Origin of the sequence: Paenibacillus campi, assembly GCF_034659835.1 — a bacterium.
In the GTDB taxonomy this organism is placed as follows: domain Bacteria; phylum Bacillota; class Bacilli; order Paenibacillales; family Paenibacillaceae; genus Saccharibacillus; species Saccharibacillus campi.
The window spans coordinates 478,654-501,587 of the sequence record NZ_JAXSQZ010000002.1 but is presented as its reverse complement, the minus strand read 5'-3'; the positions used below and the strand labels follow the sequence as shown (position 1 = coordinate 501,587).

20 protein-coding genes are annotated in these 22,934 nt (G+C 44.8%); 4 read left to right on the top strand and 16 right to left on the bottom strand.

All coding sequences use genetic code 11. The annotated features are described in order from the left end of the window. Both U1I11_RS07330 and U1I11_RS07325 read left to right on the top strand, forming a co-directional pair. Positions 1 to 1,074, top strand: a complete 1,074-nt coding sequence (locus U1I11_RS07330) for a leucine-rich repeat domain-containing protein (RefSeq protein WP_322905209.1) — start codon at positions 1 to 3, stop codon at positions 1,072 to 1,074. Positions 1,075 to 1,164: 90 nt separating this feature from the next. Continuing rightward, the gene (locus U1I11_RS07325) at positions 1,165 to 1,614 is read left to right on the top strand and encodes a hypothetical protein (protein ID WP_322905208.1); all 450 of its coding nucleotides are present in this window, start codon (positions 1,165 to 1,167) and stop codon (positions 1,612 to 1,614) included. Positions 1,615 to 1,766: 152 nt separating this feature from the next. On the opposite strand, the gene murI is transcribed toward U1I11_RS07325, so the two are convergent. From murI to U1I11_RS07305, 4 genes are all read right to left on the bottom strand, one after another. Beyond that, positions 1,767 to 2,537: a glutamate racemase gene (gene murI, locus U1I11_RS07320; protein WP_322905206.1), complete on the bottom strand. Its 771-nt coding sequence runs from the start codon at positions 2,535 to 2,537 to the stop codon at positions 1,767 to 1,769. Positions 2,538 to 2,663: 126 nt separating this feature from the next. After that, complete coding sequence (locus tag U1I11_RS07315) at positions 2,664 to 3,713, bottom strand: alpha/beta hydrolase (protein ID WP_322905204.1); 1,050 nt, start codon at positions 3,711 to 3,713, stop codon at positions 2,664 to 2,666. A 419-nt stretch (positions 3,714 to 4,132) separates the two neighbouring features. Next, positions 4,133 to 4,699 (bottom strand): DUF3841 domain-containing protein, encoded by a 567-nt coding sequence (locus tag U1I11_RS07310; RefSeq protein ID WP_322905202.1) that lies wholly within the window; start codon positions 4,697 to 4,699, stop codon positions 4,133 to 4,135. 842 nt (positions 4,700 to 5,541) lie between these two features. Then, positions 5,542 to 5,700: a hypothetical protein gene (locus U1I11_RS07305; protein WP_322905200.1), complete on the bottom strand. Its 159-nt coding sequence runs from the start codon at positions 5,698 to 5,700 to the stop codon at positions 5,542 to 5,544. Between the two features lie 711 nt (positions 5,701 to 6,411). Between U1I11_RS07305 and U1I11_RS07300 the strand changes: the two genes are divergently transcribed. Then, positions 6,412 to 7,725 (top strand): peptidoglycan DD-metalloendopeptidase family protein, encoded by a 1,314-nt coding sequence (locus U1I11_RS07300; protein ID WP_322905198.1) that lies wholly within the window; start codon positions 6,412 to 6,414, stop codon positions 7,723 to 7,725. A gap of 1 nt (position 7,726) precedes the next feature. After that, complete coding sequence (locus tag U1I11_RS07295; RefSeq protein ID WP_322905196.1) at positions 7,727 to 8,935, top strand: HupE/UreJ family protein; 1,209 nt, start codon at positions 7,727 to 7,729, stop codon at positions 8,933 to 8,935. Positions 8,936 to 9,065: 130 nt separating this feature from the next. On the opposite strand, the gene U1I11_RS07290 is transcribed toward U1I11_RS07295, so the two are convergent. The 12 genes from U1I11_RS07290 to U1I11_RS07235 form a co-directional block, all read right to left on the bottom strand. Then, on the bottom strand, positions 9,066 to 9,449 hold the full coding sequence (locus U1I11_RS07290; RefSeq protein WP_322905194.1) for a LytTR family transcriptional regulator DNA-binding domain-containing protein: 384 nt from the start codon (positions 9,447 to 9,449) through the stop codon (positions 9,066 to 9,068). 19 nt (positions 9,450 to 9,468) lie between these two features. Continuing rightward, positions 9,469 to 10,020, bottom strand: a complete 552-nt coding sequence (locus U1I11_RS07285; RefSeq protein WP_322905192.1) for an accessory gene regulator ArgB-like protein — start codon at positions 10,018 to 10,020, stop codon at positions 9,469 to 9,471. A gap of 206 nt (positions 10,021 to 10,226) precedes the next feature. After that, a complete protein-coding gene (locus tag U1I11_RS07280; protein ID WP_322905190.1) occupies positions 10,227 to 10,346 on the bottom strand; it encodes an AgrD family cyclic lactone autoinducer peptide in 120 nt (39 codons plus the stop codon). Between the two features lie 26 nt (positions 10,347 to 10,372). Continuing rightward, positions 10,373 to 11,008, bottom strand: a complete 636-nt coding sequence (locus tag U1I11_RS07275; RefSeq protein WP_322905188.1) for a hypothetical protein — start codon at positions 11,006 to 11,008, stop codon at positions 10,373 to 10,375. 91 nt (positions 11,009 to 11,099) lie between these two features. Then, complete coding sequence (locus U1I11_RS07270; protein ID WP_322905186.1) at positions 11,100 to 11,408, bottom strand: hypothetical protein; 309 nt, start codon at positions 11,406 to 11,408, stop codon at positions 11,100 to 11,102. A 296-nt stretch (positions 11,409 to 11,704) separates the two neighbouring features. After that, complete coding sequence (locus tag U1I11_RS07265; RefSeq protein ID WP_322905185.1) at positions 11,705 to 11,911, bottom strand: hypothetical protein; 207 nt, start codon at positions 11,909 to 11,911, stop codon at positions 11,705 to 11,707. Positions 11,912 to 12,125: 214 nt separating this feature from the next. Then, the gene (locus U1I11_RS07260; RefSeq protein WP_322905183.1) at positions 12,126 to 12,827 is read right to left on the bottom strand and encodes a thioesterase II family protein; all 702 of its coding nucleotides are present in this window, start codon (positions 12,825 to 12,827) and stop codon (positions 12,126 to 12,128) included. A gap of 114 nt (positions 12,828 to 12,941) precedes the next feature. Further along, positions 12,942 to 14,054 carry an arginine 2,3-aminomutase gene (gene blsG, locus U1I11_RS07255; protein ID WP_322905181.1) on the bottom strand — a complete coding sequence of 371 codons (1,113 nt, stop codon included), beginning with the start codon at positions 14,052 to 14,054 and terminating at the stop codon, positions 12,942 to 12,944. A gap of 96 nt (positions 14,055 to 14,150) precedes the next feature. Beyond that, on the bottom strand, positions 14,151 to 15,410 hold the full coding sequence (locus tag U1I11_RS07250; protein ID WP_322905179.1) for an MFS transporter: 1,260 nt from the start codon (positions 15,408 to 15,410) through the stop codon (positions 14,151 to 14,153). A 20-nt stretch (positions 15,411 to 15,430) separates the two neighbouring features. Further along, on the bottom strand, positions 15,431 to 16,654 hold the full coding sequence (locus U1I11_RS07245; protein WP_322905177.1) for an ATP-grasp domain-containing protein: 1,224 nt from the start codon (positions 16,652 to 16,654) through the stop codon (positions 15,431 to 15,433). Further along, on the bottom strand, positions 16,647 to 17,672 hold the full coding sequence (locus U1I11_RS07240) for a PLP-dependent cysteine synthase family protein (protein ID WP_322905746.1): 1,026 nt from the start codon (positions 17,670 to 17,672) through the stop codon (positions 16,647 to 16,649). The genes U1I11_RS07245 and U1I11_RS07240 overlap by 8 nt, the downstream gene beginning before the upstream one ends. A 164-nt stretch (positions 17,673 to 17,836) precedes the next feature. Continuing rightward, positions 17,837 to 22,918 (bottom strand): non-ribosomal peptide synthetase, encoded by a 5,082-nt coding sequence (locus U1I11_RS07235; protein WP_322905175.1) that lies wholly within the window; start codon positions 22,916 to 22,918, stop codon positions 17,837 to 17,839. Positions 22,919 to 22,934: the final 16 nt, after the last annotated feature.

Sequence of the window (22,934 nt, the reverse complement as noted above, 5' to 3'; positions counted from 1 at the left end):
ATGTATCGTAATTTGAATACCGGTGTCGTTGAGATTGAAGGGCAGCTTACGCACGCCGAAGCTAATGAAATTGCCGATATGCCTTCCATCCATACGCTGCAATTTACCGCTGCACTGCAAGGGCAGAGCTTTCAGCATATCGATACGATCGTGCTGCCGGCGTGTCCGAATATGCGCATACGGGCATACCACTTTTACGGGCAGGTGTGCGATTTGGCATTTGTAAGCCAATTGCCCACATTGCGGCGGCTGGAAGTAATGTGTGAAGGCGAATTTGCCAATCTGGAACAAATCGCCACGCTCGGACAGTTGCAGGAGCTTCGTTTGCGGCTGTACAAACTGGATCACTTTGACTTATTGCAGCAGCTTACACCTGCCCTCATCTCACTCACGCTCGGTAAAACAGCATCGAAAAAGCCGTCGCTAGCAGGCATTTCCCGTTTTACTAAGCTACAGGAACTCACGATTGAAGGTCATGCCAAACAGATCGATGAGCTTGCCAGCCTTGTTCATTTGCAAAAGCTTCGTTTGCATCATATGACATTACCAAAGCTGGACTTTCTGTTGACACTTCCAAAGCTATGGTCGTTGCAGCTGCATTGGGGCGGTACAAATCGCTTGGATACACTTGCCGAGTTAAAACAGCTAAAATATATCGATCTAGCGCAAATACGCGGCATCACAAAGCTTGATTTCATCTCAGCGATGACCGGATTGCAATATATTCGAATCGGGGCGATGCCGCATGTTCACGAGCTGCCTGCACTTCATCAGCTGCACCAACTGCGTAAAATCGAGCTATACAATATGAAAGGGTTGCGTCAGCTGGACAGCTTGCAAACAGCGCCCGTATTGACTGAATTTGTGCAACGGGAAGCATGGGAAATGGAAGCCGATTACTATATCCCACTGCTGCAAAATCCGGCGCTCCAACGTGCATATGTCCATTTGCGCAATGAGAACAAAATGCACCGATTTCAGCATTTACTAGAACATTACGGCAAACAGAATGCAGCTACAGAGCAGGCAGCTAATCGTGAAAGCTGGCTAGGCACAGCTTTTCCTTTTGAATAAATAAGTGTAAATCAACACTTGAAAAAGAACATTTGTTCGTATATAATCAAAACAAATACAAGAACATTCGTTCTGATTAGAGGGATGATTATGCTAGCTCACCATATTGGCGAATTGCTTGAAATTGTTTATATGGATCAGACAGGCAAGTTGACCCAGCGTCGAATCGAGATCAAGCATATTCGCAATGGACGGGTATATGCCGATTGCTTGCGCTCCGGTGAACCACGCACATTCAAGCTGGAAAATATTCTCGCCTGGCAGCCTTCCAAAGCGATCCGACCTACCATTTCGGTCAAACAACTTGCTGCAATGACTACAGCTATAGCAGGCAATAATCCCGCCTCAGCCGCTGTAACGACATCTGTGTCTGCCATTTCAACACCAACAGTGCAAATGCCAAACTATAACCAACGATCCCAATCTGCGACAGCTACTTCATCAGCAACACGATCTTATTCAGCGGCTTCACTAACGAAACAACCTGCGCTTCATTTATCGTCTCCTGCGGCTACTGTCTCGCATGTTTCGTCACTATAAATGAACAGACACAACAACTTAGCTACGACTGAACTGTATGTACCGTTAGCTTAAACAAAAGCAGCGGCATCCGTGAATACAATGCCGCTGCTTTTATATATTATTGGATTTTTATACAATATATTCATATTACGTAAATCATGCATCTGTATTTAATCAAGCCGGTTCAACAACCGCTCATAATCCGCCAATTCTGTCGCAGATTCCACACGTTCATTAGAGCGCACAAATTCAATCTTCCCCTTACCGCCGCCAAGTTGTCCGCGCGCTTCCAATACATGGCGTAAATGACGTGCTGTCCCATTGCTGCCGTCGATAATATCCACTTCCTGCGGAAAATAGCGACGCAAATGCTCACGAAAAAACGGGAAATGCGTACAGCCCAAGACGAGCGTTCCATATTCATCCAGTTTATAACCGGCAAGCGCTGTATCCAAATAAGCGATCACATGCTTATCGTCAAATTGGCGCTTTTCCGCCAGCTCTACCAGACCAGGCATCGGCAAACTTTCCACAATATCGTGCATATCGATACTTTTTACAAGATTATGAAACTTTTCTTCATTTAGCGTCAGACGGGTTGCCATCACCAACACTTTTTTATGTTTGATTGTACTGTTTTGTACCGCCGGTTTGACCGCAGGCTCAATGCCGAGAATCGGAAAGTCATATCGCTGGCGCAGCTCATTTACCGCAATGCTTGTCGCCGTATTGCATGCGAGCACGATCGCTTTCACTTGCTGCTGTGCCATATATTGTGCCGCTTCCAGCACATATTGTTTGACTTCTTGCTTGCTCTTTTCACCGTAAGGCACATGCTTTGTATCCGCATAAAATAAATAATCCTCGTCCGGCAGCAGCTTCATCGCTTCATGCAATACAGTCAGCCCGCCAATGCCAGAATCAAATATTGCGATCTTCACTCCGTTCACTCATCCTTCTGTCCATTCATTCGCCGCTTGTTCGCTCGATTCGAACGATGCCGGTCTTTTTCCATGTATGATTATAGCTTGTTCTGTGCTAATTGAACATATTGACGTACCGGCAAATTACGATTCATTCATCCAAGCTAATGCAGCCGTCAACAATTGCTCAAAATGAACCGGATAATTATGCCCAAGCCCAGGCATCAGATGCAGTTGATGTTCAATTCCTTTGAGGCGCAGTTCAGCTACCAGTTCTTCAGTTCCAGGCAAACAGTCGTCATCATGCTCCCCACATACGATATACAGCTTCACACCGTATTGTTGCCAATATGTCAGCGCCTCCTGCCATTCGGTCGCATCCGGCAGCCACGGCGCAACGAGGATCAACCCAGCGATTGCTGCCGGATACGTTGCTGCCGCATGCAGACCAGCGCGAGCGCCAGACGAGAATCCGGCGATAATCGGTTTGATGGATGCAGCGCTCGCTTGCTCTAGCGGCGCTGGCACATGATGTTGTAACGCTTCCACCTGTTGAAGCTGCTCTGACGTAGCAGCGGTATCATCCACACCGATTCGTCCATCGATACGCCCCAGTTCTAGCAATGCCTGTTCCAGCTCATCACTGCTTTGTTCGAGATCAGACCAATCATAAGCACCGGAAAACTGAATTTGTGACGATTGCAGAAGTGCCAGCTTATAATTGCTGTTCAGTGCAGTATGCCATATCGGCTCTACCGCTTCATTGTTTTCCAATTCCCCATGTAGCACGAGCAATGTGCGATATGCCGCCGGTGCTGCGCCTGTTTCCGGTAGCACAATATGAAGCTGCCCAGTGCTCTCGGCAAGCGCCTCCGCTTCTCGCAATCTGCACAATTCCAGTACATGCTGCATATCCGGTTCAGCTTGCAGCACTGCCAGATCATCATCCGCGCTTAGATCATCCGCATTGTACCAGTACCCTTGCTCCAGCACAGCTTCTTTTAACAAAGCGAGTGCTTCATCCTTACGTCCACAAGCAGCTAGCAACGAATAACGCAAATTGTACATTTGCGCCGGATTCGCCTGTCCTTCTTCCAAATGTTCACATATAAAATGATACGCTGCCGCACTGCCATGCTCGGCATATATATCCATCACCCGATGCATTAACCCTGTATATGTAAAACGACTCATTCTATCCTCTCCTGTCTGTACATGCCTTGCTGCATCCTATACGGCTACGTTGACCAGCTCCAATGTAACATCAAATCAAAATGACATCACGGCATTGCTCATTCTATTCTTTACACCATATCGTAGCTTACGGAACCATCACTATATCCGATCATGTGCCGGCTTAACATTACAAACACGTCTGGCTGCTCCATCTGTCTCATTCCTTAGCTAGCGCATATAGCATGCCAATACGGACGATATTCATCCTTATCCATTGTGTTTGCCATACAGCGGTACTATGGATCGACGCTCCCATTTACCGACAGCTCGCTTCCAGAAACAGCAGCAACTTAAGCACCAACTTATTCATAACGTGTAATAGCCTCACACCACAGCAAAAAGACTGCCGGCTTCCCCGCTGCAGCCCTCCCCTATCGCTACACATAATACAAACGACGCTCTCGCAACGCTTCATCCAGATGTTCCACCCGAATTACACGTTCCAGTGGTACCGCTCCGGTTACCCCTTGCAAGCGACGCGTCTGTTGCCCGCCTCGTTTAACATGATCCGCAACAGGCGGCTCCAACTCGAAAATACGCTGCCAGCTTTCTTCTTTTGTGATCGCGGAGCGACCTGCACAGTAGCGCAACCATTCACGCCGGGTACGTGCGTTAAACGTATCATTTAATACCGCATGCCATTCATCAAAATCCGACAGCAATACTTCATCATGCTTCAACTCCAACGTTAGACAAACAAAACCTGCACGTCCTGTATAATGATGAAGCTGTAACAGATCAGGCTTTTCCGTCCATACCCACACCGGGTAACTTCCATCATAACCAGACAGACGCTGACCCATCTGGCTCATCATCCAATGATAAGGCTCACTAAACATAATATGCTTGGCATGACCGTGCAAAAATCCGATCTTTTGCGCAGACTCCCAAGCGTCTTGAGACTGAATCGTCCAGTATCTCGGCACAGCATGGCGGATGCTCATCGCTGCATTCACCTCCTGATCGACATTGACCTTCGTATCATATCAGAAAATAGACGCTAGTTTAACCCCCTATTTAATAACAGCTCATCCATGCTCACTAGATGGGTCAGCGGCATAACGAGTACGTTGACCGAGATTAATTTGATTGTTGAATCTGTTTTAAGCTCGTATGGATCAGGGTTTCAGTACACAATCAAAATTAACATTTAACATGGTCAAAATACGAGATGGTATCTTCAAACGATGCTACGTATCATTTTATTGTTCACAAAGGTCAGAAATAAAACCATGTACAGCGTAGTCTGACACAAACTACCCGTATCGAACGATCTGTAAAGCAGTTTGAAGACACGCCCTAATACTGTGACCGTTTTAAATATATCGTTTAAAACGATGTAGATTACTGCTACAAATAAGCACATACAGTGGATTCAAAGCCAATATTGAAAGCAGTCAATGTAATAGTAGATTGTCACAAGTAAAAACCGTGTTTGAACGTACATTAACCTATTCATCATCAAGCGATCGTTAGATCGACAAATTGTAAAAGTACTTCAGACGAGCGACTAGCTTCAGATTGGCAAGTATACGATCTACATACGCTATATTAGGCGCATAAAATAACACGCACAGTCCGGTATGTCTCTACCGTTCTGCGCGTGCAATATGTCGCCTAATAAGGCGTATTATTCACAACATACAAAATTTCCAAATTGATCAACTGGGCACTTAAATTGGTCAAGCCTGCTTCCATACTATTTGCAAATGACCACTCTCGAATGCTAACCACTTCACTACAATCATCGAACCGTATTATCATCCGGCTTCATAACAGAGCCGGCTTAATTAGCTTCCATATATTGATTCAGCAATTGTGTAACTTTACCACGTACCGCAAGATCGGAATTTTCACGATTGGTCACGATTTGACGCAACTGCGTCATCAGATCAAGTTCAGGACGTGCCATTTCAAGTGTAGTCTGGTTGTTTGTGTTTTTCATGATGCCATTCCCTCCAACAAATTAAATGCATTTCCTATCCTAATCATACATGTGAATCTATGCTGTTAATCGAATAGTATGAACCGGCTGCCGACTCTTATATTCAATATGCGGCAATACCGATACATGATGATTTCATAATTGTATATCACCCGTTTAAGACAACTTTAAAACAGTTGCTGCATACTTTTTTTACCAAATCCTATTAATCTGTACGCCTGCCTTTACGTTTGATCTGATCGGGAAAAACAGGCTATATTAAGCGGCTTTACCGTTATTTTCTTATACTGGTTTCTTCTTCTACACTTCTGTTATGCAATAATTGACACCATTATAAATGCTGATATATTCTACATAAGTATTGATATGTTGTGTGTCGTAAAGGTTACGATTTTTTCATTAAATGATGGCAAATTGTTTCATTGTGGCAGGGAACCGACATGTTGTGGTCGAACATACTTTTTAAACAAATAAATGTTGAGCACATTTTCGTATATAGGGGTCAACACACCACAAAGGACGACCGATGAATATAATACATATTCATTATGATGCAAAAAACAATGTGAAAATTGCTAAGGAAGTCGTGACAGCCGTTCGAAACTAATCGAAACTACCGCTCTGTCGCACAGAACGGTGATGCGTCATTTTTGCTCCATTACTTCTTAGACGAGATCATAACGAAATTTGTATACAAAGGATGGCATACTATTGAAAACATTCGTGTCCTTTGCAGCCGTACTGCTGCTAGTTAGCGCATTAACCCAAACCGGTTATGCAGCCAAATCTTCAAGCGATATTAAAAAGGAAATGGATGCTGTTGATCAGCAAGCTCATGATGCTGCTGTCAAACAAAAACAAGCACAAGCCCAAAAGCAACAATCCCAGCTACTCAAAGAGCGTACACAGGCAGATTTAAGCAATGTGCTGCTAGCGATTAACGATGTGAGCAGCCAATTGGCGCGTGTTTCTAACAATCTTTCTCAAACGGAAACCGGCTTGCGCCAGGCAAAGATCGATCTCGCAGCCGCCAAGCAACGCATCCAAGCACGCGAAGGTATGATCGATACGCGAGTGCGTATGATGTACACCGACGGTATGGTATCGTATTTGGATGTGCTCATGTCCTCCACTAACTTTTCCGATTTTCTCGCGCGAGCCGATTCGTTGCGGATGATCGTCGAGCAAGATCAAGACATTTTACAGCAGCAAGAGCAAGATAAACAGGCTGTGATCATCACCCAAAAACAGCTTAATTCCGACTATGCGCTAGCCAAATCACTTTATGCCGAAAAAGCGCAACGCAAACAAGAACTCAATGCCAAGGAACATGAAAAAGAAGTATTGATCGCCAAATACAATGCACAGATCGAAAATGCGGACGATATTAGCGCTCATCAGGAACAGCAGTTATGGGCATTAGCCGATCAACGCGCTTCTCTGTATAAGGAAAAAACAGCCGTCGAAGCACAAGAACGTGAAGAACGCGCACAAGCAGAAGCGAGTGCCAGAGCGGCAGAGGAAGCACGCCGTGCCGCGGCTGCACGCACAAACGATTCGTCTTCATCCGGTTCCAGCGACTCCGGCACCGACAGCGGCGCAGATTCCGGTGGCAATGCACAGCCTAGCGGCTCAGGTATGATGACGATGCCGGTCGTTGGTGCGCGTATTTCCTCGCCATTTGGCTATCGTATCCACCCGATTACCGGCGAATACAAAATGCATACCGGTGTCGATCTCGCCGCACCACAAGGTACACCGATCTATGCGGCAGATAGCGGCACCGTCGTCGTTGCCAGCTGGATGAACGGCTACGGCAATGTGGTCATTATCGATCACGGTAATGGCATCCAAACACTGTATGCGCATATTCGTAATGGCGGCACACTCGTCCATGTCGGTCAAACTGTCGAACGCGGTCAACAGATTGCCGAAGTAGGCTCAACCGGCAATTCAACCGGCCCGCATTGTCATTTTGAAGTGCGTATAAATGGAACGCCGGTCGATCCAATGGGGTATTTATAATATGAACAAATGCAATATGATCTTTTATCGTACGCACAACGGAGGCTCATGGCTGGCGAGAACGTATACGCTAGCCTTTTTGCTGGTGTTATGTTGCAGCAGTTTGTCGGTTCCGGTCGCTTCGGCGCACGCATACAGTGTTGCCTTTACGAGAATTAGCTATGCTAATGGTCAAATGACGCTACAATACGCGCTTGATGATTTGTCTGTACTGGAAGCTTTGCCTGGCATCGATACAAATGGAGACTATTACCTAGATGAGCAGGAAGTTCAAACCGGGCATGATCGGATTATGCAATGGATCACTGCCCACTTACAGCTAAGCGATAACGATCATCCGGTCGATCTGAGTAAAGGACAGCTTGCGCTCAATCGCGAGCTGCCGGACAAAGATAGCTTTCATTTTAAAGATAGTATGAAATATGGCGATCTGCTCATGCCTAATGCCAAACTGGTTATGCTAACCGTAACTTTCCCTGCCGCAGGCACGACCGACCGTATTCGCCTTGACGATGAATTTCATAGCGTGATCCCAAGCGAATACGCCAATTTTATCAATGTGCTTAACAACGGACAAATACAATCCACTTCAGCACTGTTTCAGTCGCCGTGGACGTTTACGGTCACGATGAATCATGCGAACGGCACGAGTCAAGTACAGCATGGCGGCTGGCTTAATTTTATTTGGCTCGGATCACAGCATATTTTGACCGGCACTGATCATCTGTTATTTCTGCTCACTTTGTTGGCACTGCGCATGCGCATACGCGATTACGTCAAAATTATTACTTCATTCACGATCGCCCATAGTCTAACGCTCGCACTGTCTGTACTGCATATCGTCACATTGCCGTCCAAATTCGTCGAATCGATGATCGCCGCTAGCATTATGTATGTCGCGCTTGAAAATTTGTTTTTCCAACGTAATGCACGCAATCGCTGGTGGATTACGTTTCTGTTCGGCTTAATCCACGGTCTCGGCTTTGCCGATTTGCTGATGGAAATGAATTTGCCGAACAGTCAGCTCGTGCCCGCCCTCGTCGGCTTTAATCTGGGCATCGAACTAACGCAACTGGCATTGCTCGCGATTGCACTGCCATTACTTACGCTATGGCATCGCTCACGCTTCTATGCGCGCACATTGCCGATTTTGAGTGTGATTACCGTTTGTATCGCGGCATTCTGGTTGTTCCAGCGGTTGGCGGCTTAAGTTTAGCTATTACATTACACTAAGGCGTGTACGCAAACTAAGCGTGTTGGGGCATCACGCAGTGAAGTGTAGCTCGCAGCATCCGAGTTTGCGTACACGCCCTAACACACCTAACAAAAAAGCCTGCCATTCAGGCAGGCGAAGTTATACTCAGACTCGGATTCATACGATGCAGCTCATCGACCGTATTCAGGAAACGATGATGGGCGATGCTGCAACGTTTGGATTTGCGTGTCGGATAAGTTTCAAAATAAGCTTCCTTACGCACCAGATTGATCCATACGATGTTATCCGCATTAATTAATGTGCCACGGTCAACTTCAAGAAAACGATATCCTTCATCACGCAGCGAAATCTGTATATGCTTGATCGAGCCTGTCATATAATATGTACTGTCTTGTGCATGAACGATAATCCGATCTTTACGACGATCATATTCCATATACCAGACAGCATCAGCTATAAGCTGGATTGTTTCTGTCGTGTACTTGTCTAATTCTCTAATAACCTCCAACAACATAATCACTCCTATATCATCGAATTTTAGTAATGGCTTCAATATTTCGGAGCAATGGTTTGAAATTGATTAACAACAAACATTGCACAAAAGCAGCCAGCGCAAACGAACTTGATCCAAACCAAAAGTTTAAACTAATAAACAGCATGCCCAACAATTTTAAAAATGGATACCATTTTTCAGGTATACGAGAGTGGTTTTTAATATTGGAAGGCGCAAAAGCAATGACGAGTACGATGCTTACACTATTCAACAGTAAAACCATGTTAGACGAAATCGTAATCAGCGCTAACAGTACAAACAATGACGATGAGACGATCATACAAGCTATACCGGATTTCAAATGATAGCCACCAGTAATTTGCCTCAAAACGGCAAACACACATAAAATGATGACCGTATTCCAAAATGTCCCGATTAGTAAACTACAAATAAGCGCGATCACAATAATGCCTACCATATTAATCAAAATAGCTAAAGCATGCTTTAGTCTAGCAATACTTGCCGGGTGTTCAGGAACGACCCGTTTAATATGCTCGGCTACATATTGAGCTATATGTTCAATCATTTGCCACCTCATCGTTAAAACTACAGTGATATCATCTATTGTTACATAGTTAGCTATGTAGCATACATACTTCCATTATACGGAAAAAACTGGTTTTGGCAATAAAATAAGGGAGGCTCCTGTTGGAAAGGAGTCTCCCTTATTCAATTCGCGTAACAATTCATTTACTACAAATCTTATTATTCATTTCGAATTTTTGCCTTGCTTTATTTCAGTAATTCTTCTGGAGGCTCGGGGTTGAAAACAAATCCGAAACTACCCAGTGATACCGAAAATAATGCTAGTGCAGACAAACAATTAGCTAGTAAAAAATAAGTTTTTTTCATCTCTATTCGCCCCATAACTTATAATTTTATGAACTTTTTCGAAAAGCTTTTCTTTCATTTCGCAAAGAATAATAGAAGAAAATGCCAGCTAAAAGAATAAAAAACAAACCAATATGCAATAAGTTATTCTGATACATAAGCACGCAAACAACAATCATAGATATTAAAATGATCGCCAAAATAAAGAAAAGCTCAAACTTAAAACGCAATTTTTCAAAATAAGCAATGAATCCTATCTTGAAAAAAGACAAAGTATAAGCAATTCCGACTGCCGTGATTGATGTAATCACTTGAATCAAGCTGCCGGTAGATGAATACTGCATGTCTGAACTAAAGTTTCCAAAAAGAGCCATAATAATAATCGCTTGTAAAAACATATAAATTCCAGTTCCTACAATTGAAACAACGATAGCCCAAATAAATGGAAGTCTAGTGATGGTAACTAAAATAAGTAAATATACGATAATTCCAAGTGTTGGCACAATGTAATAAAGATGTAGCTCGGATCGCAACAAATAAGAAACTACAGACATAATTAAAAATATAAACGCCGGCATCCATCCTTGATCTAAAATTTTCAATCTAAAAATAGAAAGCATTAAGAAAAACAGAGCATAATATTCAACGCTCGAAAAGAACAAAAACCTCACAATATCCAGCAAAGTTGTTCCCCCAGATGTCTCATAATTTAGTAGATTTAGTATACTCTATGCCCGCATAAATACACAACATAATATTATTGTCCAATAACTTTTAATCTTCCGAAATATCGGCACGTAAGACGCTGGCGACCTGGATCATTTTTGGAATGACCACTTCGTTAGTGCCGGATACGTATAAATCGCCGTCGTAATGCCGGAACGGAATGACCGCTGTGCCTTCATGCCATAAAAAGAAGTCGCCTTCGATCGACATCGTTGCTTCGCCTTGCACCGTAAATACGGATGTATATTCCATATCAGGCTGCGTAGCAAAATACGCTTTGCATTCTTCAAGCGTAATCGGTTTGTGCAGATCATCGATTTGCTGCATTTCTCGTGTAATGCGGTAACGCTGGGCCATAATAGACCTCCTCTAATTTTGCTCATTTTCAAAGTTTTATTATACACAATGCAAAAAGCCCCCGCTAGCAGGGAGCCATAACAATCTATTGCTTATGCACGGTAATAACGGATCATCGAGAACGGAGCGGTCGGTTTAAGTAAACGTGTACCTACTCCACTTGTATGTCAATCTACCTGAATCTACTTGCTGCCGCATAAAACAGAACGCTAACCGACACCACTCCAGCGTTAACTTACATGATCGGTGTGGCGTCAGTAGCCCTCCTTTGCAAATACTACTCTACATTCATCTCATTACCGATTCATCAAATGCTTCTTGTTCGTGTAATACATATACGCAGCCAGTCTGAACAGCACTAACAGCAATATTACAAACATAATGATCGGCAACGGAACATCCCGCAGCGCAAGTCGTAATGTCTCTACGAGCGCTAAGATTGGAAATGTGAGCACGCACAAAAATAGTAATGGGAACACTATTCTTGGCAATATTTGTTTCATACGAACTCCTCCTTTTCAGTTAGATTAATGATTCGTGTTTTATGACCGCTAAACGTATCTCTATGGTATGTATATGTTGATCTATGGAGTAATAGCAGCTAAATTCACGACTAGATAAGCCACTTAGTTAATTCGCGCTGACGTTGAACTATTCCTGCTACACTCCAAATAAAATTATGTGAATCGAGCTGGATCATCGCTTTTTCCAGCATGTTTACTGTTTCCTGCTCGCTGCTAGCGCCACATGGATACGTTTGATAATGTCTACCCAATGAGTATGGATAAAAAAATGCCCTCCTTCATAATAGTATACATTCAGATCATTTCCATATAATGCCCATTGCTCGACACGCTGATCGGTAGCTGGATCATCTGTGCCTACAAACACGGTAAGCGCACTATTATTGTTTTCGATGACAGGCGCTTCATAATATTCGCATATTTCAAAATCAGCACGCAAAATAGGTTCAAACAAAGTGAAAAACTCATCGTTTTCCAAAACTTCATCCGATACTCCACCGAGGTCAGCGACTTTCCGTTTTAATTGTAAAGTTGTCATAGTTGCAGTTGTTCCCGGCTCGGTCACTCGCAAATGAGGCGGCAACATGCCGGATAAAAATAGATGTTCAGGGCGGCATTGCCCAGCTTTGCTTAAGCGTCGACTCAATTCCAGCGCAATCAGACTACCCATACTGTGACCAAAAAAAGCAAATGGCTCGGCAGGTGTTTCGCTAAATAAACGTACATACAGCTCGTCCACCAAATCATCCATGCGCGTAAAACAATGACGATTCATTAAAGCTCCATGTCCTTGTAGCTCGACAGGCACCAGTTCAATAAAAGATGCCATATGTTTTTGCCATCGCACAAATACGGATGCAGAACCTCCTGCATACGGAAAAGCATATAATTTCATTTAAAATCACCTCTATGTCTGAATATAACGCATGCTCCCATCCTATACAAATGATCCGTCCAATGAATGCGATTGGACGGATCAGCAAACTATTTATGACTTGGATTGTACTATTTACGACTTAGCTTGCACTACTTGTTGCGGTTTAAGATACGGGATATACGTTTTTTTGCCTAGATAGCTTTGCAGTGTTAATCCCTTTTCCGAATAATCCATAATCGTATCGATCGAAATTGGAATTTTGCCGTTAATCGTCGTGATCACGTATGTAGGAATGGCAAAGCCGGTTGTATGCCCTACAAGACCACGCAAAATTTCGATACCTTTTTCGAGTGTTGTCATAAAGTGAGATACACCTGTCACATTGTCGCAATGATACAAATAATAAGGTCTTACGCGAATTTTCAACAATCCGTGTAATAGTGCTTTCATCGTATCGAGATCATCATTGATTCCTTTTAATAGAACCGATTGATTCTGCACAGGTACGCCATGTTTTAACAATAAGTTACACGCTCTTGCTGATTCCTCGGTAATTTCTTTAGGATGGTTAAAATGAGTATTCAGCCACACTGGATGGTACTTTTCCAACATCTCGCAAAATTCTTTCGTAATTCGTTGCGGCAGTAATACCGGATACCGACTGCCGATTCGAATAATTTCCACATGCGGAATGCTGCGCAAACGAGAAATAATATGCTCTAGCTTGCTGTCTGAATAAGTAAGCGGGTCTCCGCCTGTGAGCAACACATCGCGAATTTCGGGATGTTCGGAAATGTATTTAAAATCTTCCTCAAACGATTCGGCTTCCTGTTTTTCAAAGTACGTTCCATTTACATCTGTTGTATGATACTTGCGTGTACAATGTCGGCAATAGACAGAGCATTGTTCGGTCACAAGCAGTACGATGCGGTCTGCATATTTATGAACGATACGATTCGTCACACGATATTTCATATCGCCAACCGGGTCAACATCGGAAAACTGGTTTACGATCAGCTCATCTGCGGCAGGCAAAGCTTGCAAACGAATCGGGCAATTGGGATCGGTTTTATCCATCAAAGAAGCATAATAAGGCGTGACTGCCCAGCGATACAAACCTTCACTTTTGCTGATCGCTTCTTCTTCATCCGGGTTAAGATCGATATAGTTTTTCAGAGCATCTACCGTTTGAATCCGATTTCTGAATTGTGCTTTCCAATCATTCCAATCCCATTTCTCGTTCATTTTTTGTTCCTCCTGTTATCGATTTGATGTGATAGAGCAATCGCAAGCATAATCATCGTTGAACTATACAAATTCGATTGTTGCACACCGTGCCGTTTATTCAGCATCCGGCTCTGTCGGCAAAGAAAGGGTACGTACAGAGGAAAACATAATAAAAATAGATGAACACATTAAGCCAATCGCGCCTACAATTAGCGTTGGCGTCGTGCCTATAAAGCCACCAAGCCATCCACCTAACAGTGCGCCGATAGGTACAACACCCATCCCAAACATACGCATACAAGCATTCATTCTGCCCTGCAATTGATTTGGCGTAATCGCCTGGCGCAAGCTGCGCTGATTAATGTTGTAGACGATCACCATCGCCGCATCAATCATATACATGACCATAATGAGCAATACCGCCGGTAATACGGGCAGCAGCGTCGCCACCGGGATGATCAGCGATACGAAGCCCGCCAAAAACAAAGACAGCACTAATGTTTTGCCGATACCGAGCTTGTTAACCATAGGTCCTGCCAGAAAAGCTCCTAGCAGTGCACCGACCCCGGACATCGAAAAAATCAGTCCGATATAGATCGGCGCTAACGCTAACGTACGTGATATATACAAAATGAATACAGGCTCAATCACATACGTAAACATATTGAAAATGACAGTACCGATCAAAATGGCACGTAATGCATTGTTGTTAAAGACGAAGCCCGCTCCTTCGCGGATATCACTCCACAAGTTTTGTTCGGTTCCTTCCGGCACAACAATAACGTCCTCTTTCTTTTTAATAAAAGAAAGATATACCGCAGACAGCAAATACGTACCGACATTAAACAAAATCGATATTGGAGCCGAGAACACTTGAATTAGCGCGCCGCCGATACTTTGACCGACGACCGTAGCGCTTGAACTGCTAAATTCCAATTTGCTGTTGCCTTCCACCAGCTCGTCTTTTTTGACCACGGTAGGCAAATAAGATACGTGGGCAATTTCAAACACGACTGTATTGACGCCTACGATCGCAGCGATAATATACAGCATCGGCATGCTTAGCACATCGAAAAACAGCCCTACTGGAATACCGATCAATACGATCGCACGCACGATATCGGACACAATCATCATCGGACGCTTTGCTTTACGGTCTACCCATACACCAACAAACAAGCTAATCAGTAAAAAAGGTAAAAATTCAACTGCTGTCAAAATGCCCATTTGCAGTGGTGAAGCATGCAATGTTAACGCCGCGATCAATGGAATAGCTACGGTCGTAATCTGTACGCCAAACGATGAAATCGTATGCCCTAGCCAGAAATTCCGAAAATCATGATGCTTCAATAAACCTAATGAAACTCTACTCATAACATCCTCCTGAAATTCAATTACTTCACTTTAACTTCAATTAGCTCAAGCGCTTGCTCCAACGTCTGCACCGTTTCATCCATTGTAGGGCTATGGGCGATAAGATAGCCTAAACGTTGATAAGCATTTTGCGGAGGAACGATCATTTCGCCTGACTGAATATGAATCCGGCTAGCTTGAATATGATTCATCCGCTGTACGCGATCGATGCCTGTTAATTGTTCCAACTCTCCTTTCACGCTTGACATTACAAAACGAATACCAGCTGTGCCTGTATAATGAAGCGGTGGAAGACGGGGGCCATCAACCGCGCAATACATCTGTTGCTCCAGCAGATCGATCCCTGTTGTAAGCCGGATCAATTCAGGGATCATACCACCTGCCAGACGCCCATTAATTTCTACAATGGAGCAGCCTGCTTCTGTCCATTTCACTTCGGTATGAGCCGCCCCATTTTTAAACTGTACGGTGTTTAGCGCTTGCAACACTGTGTCCGTCATATTTCGGTATTGATCCGCTGACAGCGCCGCTGGAAACAGATGACCTGCTTCCACAAAAAAAGGTAAGCCTGCCAGCGATTTTTGCGTGATGCCAATTACGGTCGTCTGTCCTTGCCAGCTCATCGTCTCCACACTGTATTCAGGAGCGTCGACATATTGTTCAATCAACACTTCATGTGGAACAGCTTGCCCGCGTACATTCACCTGATGACTTAATATCATTCGTACTTGCGCTTGCGCAACTTCCATACTCGTACACAGTCGTACTTCGTTGGAGCCGCTATCTTCGGTCGGTTTGACTACACAAGGCAGTCCGATGCGCCGGATCGCTTCATCCAGTTCCGCTTCGGTATGCACTACTTCAAAACGCGGTTGTAACACCCCAGCTTGCTCCAGTACACGCCGGGTTTGCGCTTTGTTACGAACATAACGTACCGTGTCCACATCATTACCGGGTAGCCCATAAAATGTAGTTAACTTTGCTACTTGCTCCAAATAAAATTCGCTTGTCGTTGTAATGCCACGAATACAATCAACATCGATCGTTGTGGCAATCTGCCGCTGCAACTCATCGATATCGTTTGTATTACACACATACACTTCACACGGTATATCCTCTAATCCCCGGTATCGCTGCGGCTGATTCGTATACAATACAGGCTCCAGCCCCGATGCTGCTGCACGAGCTAACGCCATCATACCAGTACCGGTCGTATTCGCTTCGATAAATAGCAACTTAGACACGATGAATCACTCCTGACAGCACCGCATAAGACCATGAATGGACAACGGTTCGATATGGTACATGCCTCGGTTGCTCAGGCAAACGCAACCGATCGATTTGTTTGGCTATTCTGTAATTTGGATTGTAGATTGTATCGACATAACGATCGCCACGATCAGGGAAAATAGCGAGTATGTTAGCTCCATCAGACACTTGAGTTTGTAGCCATCTTGCCACCGCATATACAGAGCCGGAAGAATTACCTGCAAAAATATGCTGTTCTTTGGCTAGGTCAAGCGTGGCAGCAAATGCCTCCTCGTCATTGAGCCAGTGCACTTCATCCACAAGTGTATGATCGACATTCGCGGCAACAAGTGAATTGCCAAGCCCTCCTTGTAATCGCTGAGGCCAATCCGGCTGTTCAAAAATAACACTGCCTGTACAATCAACCGCAATGACGCGCAATTGAGGATTGTACCGTTTTAATGCACGCGCCGTGCCGCTCATTGAACCTCCGCTACCGACAGAGACAACGAGATAATCAATTTGTGCGATATCTTGCATCACTTCCTGAACGAGCGCTTCATATGCGGCAGGATTGTTGGCATTATCATATTGTCGTGGCCAATATGCACCTGGCAGCTCTGTCATTAACTGTTCCAGCCGCTCTAGACGCGCACTTTGCCAACCGTTGCTACCCATTGCGGATACGATATCAATGCGACATCCGAGTGCAGTCAGTTTTGCCATCGTAATCGCATCCATACGCGGATCGGTCACAATATGCACATCATGTCCTAGACAAGCGCCAACCATCGCTACCCCGCAAGCCATCGTCCCCGATGAGCTTTCAATAATAGGTGCTCCTTCTTGCAATTGCCCTGTGCGCTTAGCTTCCAAAAGGATTTGTTTGGCTACACGATCTTTCATGCCAAATGGATTCATCAATTCCAATTTGGCATAAATCGAGCTGTCATTCGCAGAAGCAGGCTTTAATTGCACCAAAGGCGTATGTCCAATCGCTTCAATCATATTCATACTTATCAAATGGCTGTCCCCCTTTCGCAGCATGATCCGCTTTAACCTAGTGACTCGTCTCAGGAAGATGTAAGGTTGCGTCCATCTGAACCCTGCTTGAACCGTGCAGCATTCAGACGAACGCAATCCCTGGATAAATTTGAGACAAGCTACTAGTGTGCACATTATGATTTGAGTAAAGCATCCACTTCCTCATCGCTTAATTGCTCCATATGCGCATACATACGTTCTTCTACAATAGCAGCGAATTGCCGAATCGTTGGATACAAAAACACATCGCGTAAAGGCAACTCAAGCTGTAATTGACGACGGATTCTGGACACTATTTGTGTTGCCAGCAGCGAATGTCCACCTACATCGAAGAAATGATCATCAACACCGATCCCTTCGATGTGCAGCAATTCAGTCCAGATGCCGGTGACATAGTGTTCCATTTCCGATTCCGGCGCGTTCGTAGAAGATGGCTGATGATAGCTCAGTTTGTCAGGCTTTTTTAATTGGCTGCGATCCGTTTTGCCATTTGCGTTTAACGGCATCTGTTTTAGCGGAATAATAAAGGTGGGCACCATATAATCAGGCAATAACGATTGTACATAGGCACGAATAGGCTCGGTCACATTTGCCGCTGCCGCCTCACTGAAATCAATGCTTCGATTTGTTGGCACGATATATGCAAGCAGACGTTTGATGCCAGACACTTCTTCATCCAGCATCACAACCGCTTCGTTCACATCAGGATGCAGCAGCAATACGGCTTCAATCTCACCTAATTCAACACGCATACCGCGAATTTTCACCTGATTATCGATGCGGCCGCTAAATTGCAATGCACCGTCTGAACGATAAAAGCCCAAATCGCCTGTACGATACATGCGTTCCCCTGGAAAATAACGGTCTGGAATGAATGACTGTGCCGTTTTATCAGGCAAATGCTGATAGCCACGAGCCAAACCAACACCGGCGAGGTACAACATACCGGTTACTCCCGGTGGAACAGGCTGTAAATATTCATCCAGCACATAGCAGCGATTGTTATCGATCGGTTTGCCGATACAGATTGCGCCTTCTGCCTCCATATCTTGCTCGACAACTACATGCAAAGTGGAATCGATGGACACTTCGGTCGCTCCCCATGTGTTGTTCAACGTACCCGGCATTTTGGTCAAAAATCGTCTGACGATACTAGCTGTTAACGGCTCACCAGATGAGATCGTACTGCGTAGTCGCCGCAACTTTAGGTGCTCATCCGGTGCAAGTTCATCCAGCACCAAATTCAACATGCTAGGTACAAATTGCACATGCACCACTTCATAATGGATACAAGCATCAATGATCGAGCGTGGATCGCGATGTAAGTCTGGCTCCAACAAAGCGACACAACCGCCATAACTTAGCGGCCAAAAAAATTCAACAGCGGCATCATCAAACGTTAACGTCGTTTTTTGCAGCACCGTTTCGCCAACTTGCAAATGAAACTGATTTTGCATCCAGCATATCCGGTTTACCCATCCTGCATGCACATTGAGCACACCTTTTGGTTTGCCGGTTGAGCCGGACGTATAATAGAGCGATACGAGCGACTGCGGTGTTACCGCACATTCCGGCTTCGTATGTGGGTGCTTTTGTACGATAGCCCACTGCGAATCGATGCACAAAATCGGAATGTTAGCTGTACGAAGCTTCGTTTGTGTATGCTCCTGTACGAGGCATAACGCTGCGCCTGCGTCCTGTACAATATGTCGGATACGGCTTTCCGGCAACGCCATATCAATCGGCACAAAAGCAGCTCCTGCTTTTAAAATTGCTAGCAAGCTAATAACCAATTCCAGCGAGCGCTCTACTCCTACAGCAACGACTTTATGCACATCGGCAACAGCCGAATCCGTCCAATAGCGCATTAGTTCATGTGCCAATTGATTGGAGCGTTGTTCCAGTTCGCCATAAGTAAGCGGCACATCCCGATAAATGGCAGCGATCCGTTCAGGATGAAGCTTTGCCTGTTGTTCAAACAGTTCATGCAAGCAAACATGCGCCGGAAACGGAGTTACTGTATCATTTTGCCCATAAATCATCCGATGCTGCTGTTCTGGCGATAATAACGGTAATTTGGCGATATTCATGTCAGGCTGGCTTAACATCCCAGCCAATAACGAACAAAAGCTGGATTGCATATGTTCTATTTTGGGTCTACTAAACAAACGACGATTGTATTCGAAAGTAGCCGCCAACGCTCCGGAAGCGAGTTCTTTCAAAAATAAAGTCAATTCAAAACGTGCTGTACCATTGTTCACCTCGATCGGAGACACAGCCAAACCGTTCAGCTCCAATCGTTCCTCCAATTGGTTTTGATAAGCAAACATCACCTGAACGATCGGTGAATACGCTTGATTACGTTCCGGTTGTAGCTCTTTGACGAGCAGTTCAAATGGCATATCCTGATGATCATACACACGCAAACAACGCTCTTTCACCTGCTCCAAATAGGTCAAAAATGAATGTTGTTTATCGAATCGACTGCGAATTGCTACCGTATTTACAAAAAAGCCGATCATTCGTTCCAGTTCATCCTCATTACGATTGGCAACAGGTGAACCGATAATAATATCATTTTGACCGGAATAACGATGCAACATAATATTAAATACGGCTTGCAAAATCATATAAGGAGACGCTTGCGTACGCTGTGCCAGTAAAGCAAGCTGTTTCATCTGCTCCGCCGGCAGCTCAAAATATAATTTGTCCCCTTCGAATGTTTGGACAGGCGGTCTCGGTTTATCGGTCGGTAGCTGTAATACTGGCAATTCACCGGCAAGCTCTGTTTTCCAAAATGCAAGCTGTTTCTGTAAACGATGTGATGTCATCTGCGCTTTCTGCCAGCGTGCATAGTCGGCATATTGCCATACAGATACAGATAATGGAGAAGATTTGCCTTTCACATACGCTGTATAGAGCATATTCAATTCATCGAGCAACACTACATTTGACCATGCATCCGTAATAATATGATGAATCACGATACAGATTACAGCTTGAGTAGGTGACAGCGAAAATAGACAGACTCGAATCAACGGCACTCGTTCCAGATCAAATGGTCGGCTTGCTTCTTCACTCAATCGCTGCTCAAGCAATTGCTCCATTTCATCAGCTGTAGCGGCTGTAAGTGGAACATGTACAAATGGAAGCGGAATTTGTGCGGCTACTACAGGTACAGGTTGATCGTCTACGACCTGAAATGTCGTTCGCAACAAATCATGCCGCTGAATCAATTCCGCAAATGCCGCCTGTAATGCTTGCAAATCAAGCTGCCCTTCAATCCGATAAGCAAGCGGCTCATTATAAACCGGATTGTCAGGCTCCATTTGCTGGATAAACCATAGTCGTTCTTGGGCAAACGACATTTCTAATCGGGCATCGGCAACGAAGCGTGGCGCTGCCAACAGCGAGCGATCTAGATCAGAATGTGCTTGATCGCCTATTTGCTCCAATTGCTGTGCCAATTGCCGTACTGTACGATATTCAAATAACAATGTGAATGGCAATGACTGTTGTGTCATTGTGCGCAATTTGCTCATTACTTTGGAAGCCGAAATGGAATCTCCACCAATTTCAAAAAAATCATCGTCAGGTTCAACATATTCCAGATGCAACACATCCGCTATCGTTGCGGCAATCCAATGTTCCAGTTTTGTTGCCAGCCGCTTTGTACTCTGTTCGGAAGAACGAAGTATAGACGGAACAGGCAATGCTAAGCGATCCAGCTTACTGTTTTGATTTAACGGAAACCGATCCAACTCGATTATAAAATGCGGCATCATATAGGTCGGCAATACGCTTTGCAGTCGTGTTTTCACATCGATTGTCTGCTTTGAACATCCGGGTTCGTATACAATATATGCGGTCAGACGCTGAATGGTCGGAATGTCTTCGCGCAATATAACGACCGCTTCCTGAACGCCGGCAATGGAAAGCAGCGCCGCCTCCACTTCGCCCAGCTCAACACGTACTCCACGTACTTTCACCTGATGATCATTTCTACCTGTAAACTGAATATTGCCATCTGCTCGCTTATACGCCTGATCGCCTGTGCGATACATACGCTCTCCCGCTCTAAACGGATTGGCGATAAACGATTGCCGTGTACGCTCGGCATCATGAATATATCCGCGTGCCAAACCATAACCTGCCACATACAAATCGCCAACTACCCCTGTGCTCACAGGCTGCAAATGCTCATCCAAAATATAAACATGACTGTTCCATAACGGTTTGCCGATCGCAATGGGCTCATTAGTCGCCAAATCCATTTCGGTACATTGATACAAAGTGGAACCGATCGATAATTCAGTCGCTCCCCACAAATTGTACAGACTGCCCGGCATACCGAGTTCCATATAGCGACGTCCAAGCTGTACGGGCAACGCCTCGCCTCCACCAAAACAGCCTCTTAATCGTCGCATCTGCTCGATTTGTTCCGGTGTCACTACATCAAGCACCCGACCTAACATACTGGAAACAAGCACTAGAAAACAGACATCATAACGGATAACCGCCTGAATGATCGCTTCCGGATCACGATGGAGTCCAGGTTCAAGCAATGCGACCGTACCACCGGTCAGCAGCGGCCAAAATAACTCCAATGCCGCATCGTCAAAACCAAGATTCGTTTTTTGCAAAATCGTCTCATGCGGCTGTAATTTCAGTTCCTGCTGGATCGACCAAATCGCAGTTACCCAGCCGCGATGCGTATTGGCTACTCCTTTCGGTGTGCCTGTCGAACCGGACGTATAATAAATGGAAATCAACTGCTCTGCTTGCACTGGAACAAACGGACGATCTGCTGACTGAAGCGGCAATTGTGCTTCTAACATGCGCCATGTTAGTGTATGGTCAACAGAGTATGCTTGATCGATTGGTTGATCGATTGCTAATTCGTCCGTAATCAGAACACGCATGCCGGCATCGTGAATGATTTGCGCTCGTCTTACAGCAGGCATATCGGGATCAAGCGGTACATACGCGCCCCCGGCTTTTAAAATGCCCAACAATACGATAACCAGTTCTGGCGAGCGGTTCATACATACCCCTACAGGCGTTTCGGAAGTTATACCTTTATCGATGAATATATGGGCAAGCCGATTGGATTGTTGACTTAACTGTGCATATGTAAGAGACGTATCATTCATCACGACCGCAATATGCTGCGGTGTCTCTGCTGCTTGCTGCTCAAACCATTCATGAAGATTCATATTTAGCACATCCACT